8 protein-coding genes are annotated in these 10,500 nt (G+C 66.3%); all 8 read left to right on the top strand.

Going from position 1 to position 10,500, the window contains the following annotated elements:
• Nucleotides 1-222: 222 nt before the first annotated feature.
• Nucleotides 223-918: a hypothetical protein gene (locus tag EB084_11790; protein NDD28936.1), complete on the top strand. Its 696-nt coding sequence runs from the start codon at nucleotides 223-225 to the stop codon at nucleotides 916-918.
• Nucleotides 919-998: 80 nt separating this feature from the next.
• Nucleotides 999-3,185 carry a hypothetical protein gene (locus EB084_11785; GenBank protein NDD28935.1) on the top strand — a complete coding sequence of 729 codons (2,187 nt, stop codon included), beginning with the start codon at nucleotides 999-1,001 and terminating at the stop codon, nucleotides 3,183-3,185.
• 53 nt (nucleotides 3,186-3,238) lie between these two features.
• Nucleotides 3,239-3,934, top strand: a complete 696-nt coding sequence (locus EB084_11780; GenBank protein NDD28934.1) for a 4Fe-4S dicluster domain-containing protein — start codon at nucleotides 3,239-3,241, stop codon at nucleotides 3,932-3,934.
• A gap of 9 nt (nucleotides 3,935-3,943) precedes the next feature.
• Nucleotides 3,944-5,332 (top strand): polysulfide reductase, encoded by a 1,389-nt coding sequence (locus EB084_11775; protein NDD28933.1) that lies wholly within the window; start codon nucleotides 3,944-3,946, stop codon nucleotides 5,330-5,332.
• A gap of 3 nt (nucleotides 5,333-5,335) precedes the next feature.
• The gene (locus tag EB084_11770; GenBank protein ID NDD28932.1) at nucleotides 5,336-6,703 is read left to right on the top strand and encodes a DUF3341 domain-containing protein; all 1,368 of its coding nucleotides are present in this window, start codon (nucleotides 5,336-5,338) and stop codon (nucleotides 6,701-6,703) included.
• Between the two features lie 178 nt (nucleotides 6,704-6,881).
• On the top strand, nucleotides 6,882-7,436 hold the full coding sequence (locus tag EB084_11765; protein ID NDD28931.1) for a hypothetical protein: 555 nt from the start codon (nucleotides 6,882-6,884) through the stop codon (nucleotides 7,434-7,436).
• Between the two features lie 170 nt (nucleotides 7,437-7,606).
• Nucleotides 7,607-8,215: a 2,3-diphosphoglycerate-dependent phosphoglycerate mutase gene (locus EB084_11760; GenBank protein NDD28930.1), complete on the top strand. Its 609-nt coding sequence runs from the start codon at nucleotides 7,607-7,609 to the stop codon at nucleotides 8,213-8,215.
• Between the two features lie 54 nt (nucleotides 8,216-8,269).
• Nucleotides 8,270-10,500: hypothetical protein (locus tag EB084_11755; GenBank protein ID NDD28929.1), on the top strand; the 2,231-nt coding region annotated here is incomplete at its 3' end.

The following is a 10,500-nucleotide window of genomic DNA, read 5'->3' as shown; positions in this document are numbered from 1 at the left end:
CGGCGAATCGGTAACAATTCGTTGACAAGTTTTCGGGCAAACGCAGAAGGATCTTCGAGCATCATCACGTAATAGCACGCGCTCGTGAAGACTTTTGTCCCGGATTGTGCATCTTGTCACAAAGCCGGCTCGCCCCGCGAGAGCAGAGGTCTCACCCCCCAATCAACGTAGCGCAGGTGGTCCGCCCCACGGTCGCCTGCCCCTGATGAAAGTGGACATTTCATGAAAGTCAGGTTCTCCGTCCTGGTCGCGATGACCGCAGTTGTCGTGGCAATCGTCGCGTACGTCGGCTATCTTGTCGGGACCGAAGTCCTCTACAAGCAGCAGGCGCAGCCCATCGCCTTCCCCCATGATCTGCACGCAGGCGTGCGTCAGATCGCCTGCCAGTACTGTCACCGCGGCACCGAAAAAGGCCTGAGTGCAGGCGTGCCGAGCGTGAAAGAGTGCATGGACTGCCACAAGTGGATGCCTTCCCTAACCCCGAACTACCTCACGGGTGGCAAGGCCGATCCCGCGCAGCATCCCGGCATGGACACGCTGTTCCGCACCTACTGGTTCAACGACGCTGACGGCGCCAAGCTTGCGGCGAAGAAGCAGAAGGACCCCAACGCCACCTACGCGCTGGAAGCCGACAAGGATCCCCAGCCCATCCAGTGGTGGAAGGTGTACCAGCTCCCCGACCACGCGCGCTTCCCGCACGCCGCTCACATCGCCAAGGGCTTCCAGTGCACCGATTGCCACGGCGCAGTGAACCAGATGAATGTGCTGAAGCCCGCCGAGCGGGAGTGGCCCATGAACATAAAGCTGATGTCGCTCGGCAAGATCGGCATCGGCATGGGCTGGTGCATCAGCTGTCACCGCGGCAACAACAGTCTGAAGGCCCAGGGCCCTCAGCAGTGCTCGGCCTGCCACTACTAGATCTTCCACCATCGCATCTCCTGGCCGCTCCGGCTCGGGTCGCCTGACCCGCTCGGCCTGCCAGACGAAGAAGGGATACCGTGAACAGACGAGATTTTCTCAACCTCAGCGTGATCACCGCTACCACGGCCGCGCTTGCGGGGTGCGGCCGCCCGGCCGAACCCGCGTTCATCTCGCAGGGCCAGATGCCGGAGTTCTACCTCCCCGGCATCGCGCAGTGGTACGCCACCACCTGCACCGAGTGCTCGGCGGGCTGCGGCATCGCGGTGCGCGTCATCGGCGGCCGCGCCAAGAAGGTGGAGGGCATCGGCCACCACCCGCTCAGCCACGGCGGCCACTGCCTGCGCGCCGAGACATCGCTGCAGGCCCTCTACAACCCCGATCGCCTGGGGCAGCCCTGGAAGGGGTCTGAGCCCCAGACCGCCTGGGACGAGGCTGTGAAAGCCGTGGCCGCGTCGTTCGGCAAGAAGGGTGGCCTGTGGATCACCGGCCCCCTCACGGGCACGTTGGGCGCACTCATCGTGGGCGCCGCCCACGCAACGCAGTCGAAGATCTGGGTGCTCGACTTCCCTGGCGGAGCGGCCGAGCGCGCGGCGATGAAGGCCGTGAACGGCAAGGCCCACCTGCCCTACCACGAGATCCATGACGCCGACTATGTGGTGAACTTCGGCGGCGACTTCCTCGCCTCGTGGCACCCCAACAACGTCGACTACAACTGGCAGTACGGCGAGTTCCGCAACGGGCACAAGCGCAAGCGGCGCGGTGTGCTGGTGTCGTTCAGCTCGCGCATGAACCTCACGGTTGCGGTCTCTGACAAGTGGGTTCCGGTGCGTCCGGGAACCGAAGGCCTCGTGGCCCAGGCCGTGCTGACCCTTCTGGGGAAGGCGGAGGGCGGCGCCAAGGTCACCGCCGAAGCCGCCGCGAAGGAGGCGGGCATCGAGGCCAACCTCATCGAGCGCCTGGCGGAGCGCCTCAAGGACGCGCGCAAAGCGGTGGCCATCGGCGGCGTGGAGAACACCGCGTACGCCAACGGCTTGTCATCGATGGCGGCCATCACCGCGCTCAACCACGCGCTGTCGAAGGGCAAGTCGGCCACGTTCGAACCCGACATGCTCGTCGCACCCAAGGGGTCGACCGTGGCCCCGCCCGCCGACCTCGTGATCTCGACGCGGCAGGCGCTCGAAGGTCTCAAGGAAGGCAGGTTCGCCACCGTCTGGGTGAACGACGTGAACCCTGCCTACCTCTTCCCCCAGGCTTCGCTGGGCGTGGCCGACGCGCTCAAGAAGGCCGACACGTTCGCCTTCACCCCCTTCACCACCGAGACCTCGGTGCTTGCGAAGTGGGTGTTGGCCACCACCTCGATGCTCGAGCAGTGGGGCGACGCCCGCGTCGACGGGCCCGCGCCGGTGTACGGCCTGCAGCAGCCTGTCGCACTCCCTCGGCCGGGCTCGAAGCCGCTGGGTGAGGTTCTTCTCGCCGCCTTCGCAGCAAGCGAGCTGAAGAGCCTGCTCCCCAAGGACGCCAAGGGGCAGCCTGTCACCAGCATGCGCGAGGTGCTCGCAGGGCACTTCGACGAGCCGAACTGGATCCGCGCCCTCGAGCGCGGCGGCGTGTACAAGAACGCCGCCGACGTCTCTGTCTACAGGGCAGAAGCCATGTTCCCCGCGCCGGCAGCGCCGCCCACCTCGACCGCAATGCCCACTTCGGTGGGCTTCTGGGACGGGCTGAAAGCCCCCAAGCTGCCTGCTCTCGCGGCGCCGAAGCAAGGTGCCAAGGGGAGCTTCACCCTCATCCCCTACCCCTCTCCCGTGCTGGGCGACGGGTCGATCTCGAACCGCCCGTGGGCGGCGGAGCTTCCCGACCCGATGGCCCAGGCCGTCTGGACCACGTGGGTCGAGATGAACCCCAAGACCTGCGAAGAGCTCAAGATCAAGCGCATGGATCTGGTCACCCTCACGTCGGAGAACGGCGAGAAGGTCGACCTGCCCGTCCTGCCCTCGCCATCGGTGCACCCGGAGGCACTGGCCATCCCGATGGGGTTGGGCCACACGTCCTTCGGCCGTTACGCCTACGGCAAGGGGTACAACCCCATGAACCTCGTGGCGCCCACCTTCCAGGAGGGCACCGACGAGATGGCCTGGGCGGGAACGAAGGTCACTGTCACCAAGACCGGTCAGAACGGGTTCGGTGAGCCCGGGCAGAAGGGCTGGGTCACGACGTACGACTGGCGCGCGGGCGACATGAAGCGCTCGTTGTACGAAGACTGAGAGGAGCACGAGACGTGCCGGAAACGACCAAGCTTTACGAGACCCAGTGGGGCATGGTGATTGATCTCGACCGTTGCACCGGATGCAGCGCATGCGTGGTCGCGTGCAACGCCGAGAACAACATCGCCACCGTGGGCGACGAGCAGTGCGCCCGCGGCCGCAACATGCAGTGGATCCACGTGCAGCGGTTCTACGAAGGGGAATACCCCAACGTCACCGCCTATCACGCCCCCATGATGTGCCAGCAGTGCGGCAACGCCCCGTGCGAATCGGTGTGTCCGGTGTTCGCGTCGTCCCACTCCGAGGACGGCCTGAACCAGCAGGTGTACAACCGCTGCATCGGCACCCGCTTCTGCGCGAACAACTGCGCCTACCACGTGCGCGTCTTCAACTTCTATGAGCCGTACTGGCCGTCGCCGCTCGAGCAGCAGCTCAACCCCGACGTCACGGTGCGCGGCGCTGGCGTGATGGAGAAGTGCACCTTCTGCGTGCAGCGCATCCGCCGCGCCACCCTCGACGCCAAGGTCGAGAAGCGCAAGCTGATCGACGGCGAGCTGCGTCCTGCCTGCGTGCAGGCCTGCCCCGCGCACGCCATGTTCTTCGGTGAGCTCACAGACAAGAGCAGCCTGGTGAACAAGCTCTGGGAGGAGAACGCGCAGCGATCGCTGCGGGTGCTCCAGGAGAAGAACACCCAGCCCAACGTCATCTATCTCAAGCGGGTGCAAGTTCCGGAAACGGACGTTCTGTAGAGGGAAAGCATGCATAAACCGTATTTCTTCAAGGCCTCGGGTCTGCCGTACAAGGAGATCGTAGAGCGCTGCCTCGATCCGATGAAGTCGAAGATGTCGTGGCGATCGGTGCTCGTGCTCCTGGTGTGCGCGGGCCTGGTTGTGAACGGCGCAATTGCCTACTACATGCAGGTTCGTCTCGGTCTCGGAAGAGCGGGCTACACCCAGCCGGTGTACTGGGCCTGCTACATCGTGACCTTCGTGTTCTGGATCGGCGTGGCCCACGCAGGCGCGCTCATCTCCGCCATCCTGCGCATCACCGGGGCCGAATGGAAGTCATCGGTGACGCGAATGGCCGAGGTGCTCACGCTGTTCACACTCCCTGCCGCTGGCGCATTCCCCCTCATCCACGTGGGCCGCGCGGGTGTCGTGCTCTACATGCTGCCGCTACCGAACTTCCGGCTTCTCTGGCCGAACTTTCGCAGCCCGCTGGTGTGGGACTTCTTCGCAATCTCGACGTACCTCACCGGCTCGGTGCTCTTCCTCTACGTGACGATGATCCCGGACATCGCGCTTCTGCGCCCGCACTTCACGGGCTGGCGCAAGAAGCTGTACACCATCATTGCATGGGACTGGCGTGGCACCGCTGAAGAGTGGCGCCGCATGAAGGAGGCCGCGGCCCTCTTCTCGGTCATCATCCTCCCCGTCGTGATCTCGGTGCACACCATCGTGTCGTGGGACTTCGCAATGCAGCTCGTGCCCGGCTGGCACGCCACCGTGTTCGGTCCCTTCTTCTTCGTGGGCGCCCTCTTCTCGGGAATGGCGGCAGTGGTGACCATCATGGCCATCTTCCGCTGGACCATCCCCGCGTTCGACCCCTTCTTCCAGAAAACGCACTTCGACTTCATCGGCCGCATCTGGCTGGTGCTGGGCCTGGCGTGGGGATACCTCTACTTCAACGAGTTCATCCCCGACTACTACGCCAACGAGCCAGACAAAGATCAGTACATGCAGTGGATGGCGTTCGGTCGCTTCGCCGTGCCTTTCTGGGGAATGCTCGCCTGCAACGTGCTCGCGCCATTCGTGTGCCTGAGCTTCAAGGAGTTCCGCGAGAACGTGCCCGGAATGTTCGTGCTCTCGCTGCTGGTGAACGCCGGCATGTATCTCGAGCGCGTGAACATCGTCGTTGCAGGTCTCGAGGTCTGGAACCCCCTTGCCTACAACACAAACCTGTACATGCCAACCTCCACCGAGCTCAGCATTGTGGGCATGACCTTCGGGGGTGTCATCGCAGGCTATCTGTTGTTCATCCGGTATCTCCCCATCCTACCCATCTGGGAGCTGCTGGAGACGCAATCGCGCCAGACCGTTCGCGAGATTGCGGGCGAAAAGGTCTACTACTTCAAGTCTGGAGAATAGCCGATGACTGTCAGCGCAGAATTCGACGATACCGATGTCGCCCTGGCGGCTGCAAAGGCATTGACCGACGAAGGCGTGGTCGCCGCCGACGATATCGAGATCCGCTCGGCCTGGCCCCTATTTGAAGAGGCCTTGCCGCCGCACTTCCATCGGCCCATGCGCATCCGCAACTTCGTGCGCTTCCTCTGGGTGTGCGGCGCCATCGCGGGCTTCTCGCTGGTCTGGTTCTGCCAGACCGACTACCCGATTCGCACGAGCGGACAGGCCATCGTGCCCGTGCCCATCGACGCCATCATCACGTATGAGTGCGCCCAGATCACAGGCCTCATCATGACCACGTTCTTCTTCTTCATCGAGACGAACGTGTTCCGGATGCGCCCCATCCCGGAAGAGGAAGACCTCGCCGTGGGCAATGGCCAGCTGGCCGTGGTCGTCGGCGGCCCCAACGCCGAGAAGGCCCGCGCCATCCTCGAGCGGGGCGGCGCCCGCGCCGTGCGCACGTTCTCGAGCGTCGCCCTGGCCTTCCTGATCCTGCTGAGCCTCTTCACCACCGGATGTGGCAACCTCACGGTGGGCGAGCTCTTCCAGCAGATCGGACAGGCACCGCAGGTGCGCATGCGCACGCAGACGGGCCACGGTGTCCCGGGCTGGCCCCTCGACAAGGAACGCGCCTGGCCCATCAAGGACCAGGAGAACGTGAACGCTGGCTACGACCCCGGTGTGTACAGCATGCCCACCCGCAAGGATCCAGACATCGCGGCCCTCACCGAACCCTACGGTAAGCTTCTCGAGCCGAGCGAGCTCGAGCGCCAGCAGCTGCTTCACCCGAGCCACTCCACCCCTGCGGAGGTGATTGCGTTCGCCAACCCGACCGCCGCCACCATTGCGTCTGAGAACCGTGGCAAGGTTGTCTACGAGCAGAACTGCCAGTTCTGCCACGGCATCGCGGGCAAGGGCGACGGCCCGGTGGGCGAGAAGCTGGCCATCCCGCCAGCCAGCATCGCTGACCGCCCTGACCTCCTCCCGCCGGGGCTGGGCAGCGGCAAGGGCTCCACCGACGGCGACCTCTACTGGACGCTCACCGTAGGCCCCCAGTCTCACGCCATGCCGGCCTTCGGCACCAAGCTCGACCCGATGGACCGGTACTACGTCGTGCGCTACATCCGCGCGCTGCAGCGCAACGCTGGCGCAAAGATTCCCGCGCTGAGCGCTCAGGGCGCGCCCAAGGCCGAAGGCGAGAAGCCTGCGGCCGAAGCCGCACCCAAGGCCGAAGCCGAGAAGCCTGCGGGCGAAGGGGGCGAGCAGCCCGCTGCTGCACCCGAGAAGTCCGAGTCGCCCGCGGCGGCCTCCAGCGGAGAAGCCACGAAGTAAGTCGCGGCGGCAGACAGCGCATCCACAGAAGCGGGGCGTGCCAGAGATGGCGCGCCCCGCTTCGCTTTGCGTCCGAAGTTGCGGTCGAACCTTCATCGGGATTGCCTCCGCCACTTCGGTGTACGCGCTGCCCTGCACGGGAAGGATGATTGCGCGACGCCCGGCCGGTGCCGGAGAGATGGCGACGCACGAAGGAGCGCAGCGCATGCTGAGAAACGCGAAGCGTCTTGCCTTGGTGGTCTTGCTGGCGATGGTCACGACCTGCTCGGGGGCCGCCAGGGCCGAGCAGCATCCCCCCCGGCCCCAGGAGGAGCAACGCTCCTCATCCTCGTCCTTTCCCACGGAGGGCTCCGATCTCACCCGACAGCTGCGCCTCACCCCCGATCAGCTCGACGAGCTCCGAAAGGTGAATCTGCGCGTATCGACCCAGCTCGAAGACTTGCGTAAAGAGCTGCGCGAGAACGTGCTGGCGCTGCTCACGCCCCCACAGCGCACCCGCCTGCTCACCCTCCTCGAAGAATACGAACGCGGCGAGCGCACCGACCTCGATCTGCGCGGCGAGCTGGGGTTGACCGGGGCACAGCAGGCGCGGCTGCGCCGGCTGCAATCAGACTACCTCGCGCGTCTCGAGGGGATGTGGAAGGCCTACGTGGCCGACGTGCGTCTGCTTCTCACCCCCACCCAGGCGGCGGCGCTCGATGACTACCTCCGCCAGCAGGCCGTGGCCCCCTGAGCCGGAACACCTGATACGTCACGCCCTGGGCGACACCGTCGCATCCACAGCGACGATGGAACCTTCAGGGAGTGTCGCGCTCCTCGCGCTTCCCTCGCGATGGAGAAGGGGTCTGTGGCATCGACCGCAAACCCCGCTCCATTCCGCGACAGATGCAAGGAGAGCCTACCGTGTCCACCCTCGTCCTCCTCCGCCACGGCGAATCGCAGTGGAACCTCGAAAACCGCTTCACGGGCTGGGTCGACGTGCCCCTCACCCCCAAGGGAGAGCAGGAGGCCGCCCGCGCAGGCGAGCGCCTCAAGGCCTACCATTTCGATCTCGCCTTCACCTCAGCGCTCAAGCGCGCGCAGGAGACCCTGCGCATCGCCCTCGAGCGTAACGGTCAGGTCGACCTGCCCATCACCCGCGACGAAGCCCTCAACGAGCGCCACTACGGCGACCTCCAGGGGCTGAACAAGGCCGAGACCGCCGAACGCTTCGGCGCCGACCAGGTCAAGATCTGGCGGCGCAGCTTCGACGTACCGCCGCCCAACGGCGAGAGCCTAAAGGACACCGCGGCGCGCACCCTCCCCTACTACGAGGGCCAGATCGCGCCTCTGCTGCGCGCGGGGCGCAACGTGCTCGTGGTGGCCCACGGCAACAGCCTGCGCTCCATCGTCATGGCCATCGACGGCCTGACACCCGAGCAGGTGGTCGAGCTCAACCTCGCCACGGGCGTGCCCATCGTCTACGAGATGGACGAAGCGCTGCACGTGACCTCGAAGACCCTGCTCGACTGAAACGGTGCGCGCGCGAGAAGGGGTGACTGCCTTCTCGCGCCAATTCCAGCCCCCATGATCTTCGTCCGCGCGCTTGCCGATCTGTCGTCCGCTGAGCTGGCCACCGTCGGCCCGAAAGCGCGCGCCTGCGCCGACCTGCTTCGCGCGGGCTTCGACGTGCCGAATGGGTTCGTGGTGCACTGCCCACACGGTGAGGTCCCCACCGCCGAGGTGAATGCTGCGGCGCGCGCCATGGGCGAAGGCCTGCTGGCGGTGCGCTCGGCCGCGCTGGCCGAAGACGGCGCAGGGCATTCGTTTGCCGGCATCCACGCTTCATTCCTCAACGTGACACAAGCAGAGGTGGCCCAGATGGTGGGGCTGTGCCTCGCCTCGATGCACAGCGAGCGGGCTGCCGACTACCGCGCGCGCCACAACCTCCCCGCGCCCGCGGGTGCGCAGACGGTGCTCGTACAGCGCATGATCGACGCCCACACGGCCGGGGTCGCGTTCACCATCGACCCGGTGAGCCGCGACCGCAACGTGATGGTGGTGTCGGCCTCATGGGGCAACGGTGAGGCCGTGGTCTCTGGCATCGTCGACCCAGATGAGCTGCGCATCGAGCGCGCGACCTGCGCCACCGTGACACAGCGCGTGGGGAGCAAGGCCTTTCGTGTGATCGCACGGGGGCGCGAGCAGCGTCGCGTTCCCACCGAAGCCGACGAGCAGGCGCGCCTCTGCCTCGACGCGGCCAAGGCGGCCGCGCTCGCCACCCTGCTGCTGCGGGTTGAAGCGCACTGCGGCACGGCGCAAGACGTGGAGTGGTGTCACGACGGCCAGCGCTTCTGGCTGCTGCAGAGCCGCGCCATCACGAGCGCAGCTCGCACGACGAGCGCCGACGGCATCGAGTGGAGCCGTACCAACGTGCGCGAGGTGATGCCCGACCTGCCCACTCCGCAGACCCTCGACCTCATGACCGATCTGGTGAACGAGGCCACCCGCGAGTACTTCGGCGGCCTGCTTGCCCCCGAGGCTGAGCTGGGCCCCATGCTCAAGAGCTTCGGTGGGCGCCCGTACTTCAACCTCAGCCAGTTCCGGCATCTCGCCCGCGCGTCGTTCGTGCCGCCCGCGCTGTTCATCAAGGCCATGGGCCACGCCGACGCGCTTCACTCCGACGACCATCGCATCACGTTTCCACCGCTGCGCCAGCTTGTGCGCAACCTGCCCACCATGGGGCGCATCGTCGTCGATCAGACGGTGCTGGGCTGGCGCGCGAAGCGGCGCTTCGCGGCCGGTCAGCGCACCCTGCACGACCTGCGCAAGCGCGACATGGAAGACCGTTCCGACGAGCAGATGCTGGCCATCGTCGACGGGCTCTACGACTATGGGCGCGACGCGCTATGCTCGGCCTACACCTGCGGCTCGTTCTTGCAGTGGCAGGTCATCGTCGAGCAGCTCTGCCGCCGCGTCGGGTTTCCCGCCGACCTGCTGCTCAACAGCCAGCTGGCGGTGGGAGAGAAGTCGGTGAGCGCGCAGCAGGCCTTCGATCTGCTGCGCATCAGCCACATCGGCCGCGCCGACCATCGCGTGGTCGAGTACTTCACCCACCAGCCGGAGAGCGACCCCACCTTCCGCGTCTGGGGGCGCGCCCTTCGTGGATCGCTCTTCAAGCGCGAGCTGCACGCGTTCATCGATACCTATGGGCACCGCGGCGTGCGCGAGATCGACATCGCCGTGCCGCGCTACCGAGAAGACCCCACTCCCCTGCTCTTCGCCATCGCCAGTCTGGTGACCGCGCCCGAGACCCCGCAGCCGCACGAGATCGACGCGCGGCTCGAAGACGAGGCGCGTCGGGTGTGGAGCGACTTCCGCCAGGCCGTTCCCCTGGGCTGGCGCGAGACCCTGCTGCCCGTTGTCGGGTGGATCATCGGTCACATCAAGCGCATGTACGTCTTCCGCGAGCGCAACAAGTTCGAGATGGTGCGCTTCCTCGAACCGGTGAGAGAGGTCGCCCGCGAGATGTCGAAGCGCTTCGTGCAGCGCGGCTGGATCGACGTCGAAGACGACTACTACATGCTCACCATCCCCGACGTCAAGCGCGCCGTGCGCGCGCGCGGCGGCGCGGGAGACCTGCGCGCGGTGGTGGGGCGCCGGCGAGACGAGCGCGCCCGCTACGAGACGCTGCGCATGCCCTTGCTGCTGGCCGAGCGCGACGTGGCGGCGGCGCTCGAGGGCGCGGCCGAGATCCCTGTTGACCCCGGAGAGGTGAGCCGTCTGGGCGGCGACTGCACGAGCGTGGGCGTAGCTGA

The sequence above is a fragment of the Pseudomonadota bacterium genome (assembly GCA_010028905.1).
Taxonomy (GTDB): Bacteria; Vulcanimicrobiota; Xenobia; order RGZZ01; family RGZZ01; genus RGZZ01.
This window is presented reverse-complemented; position numbering and strand designations above follow the sequence as displayed.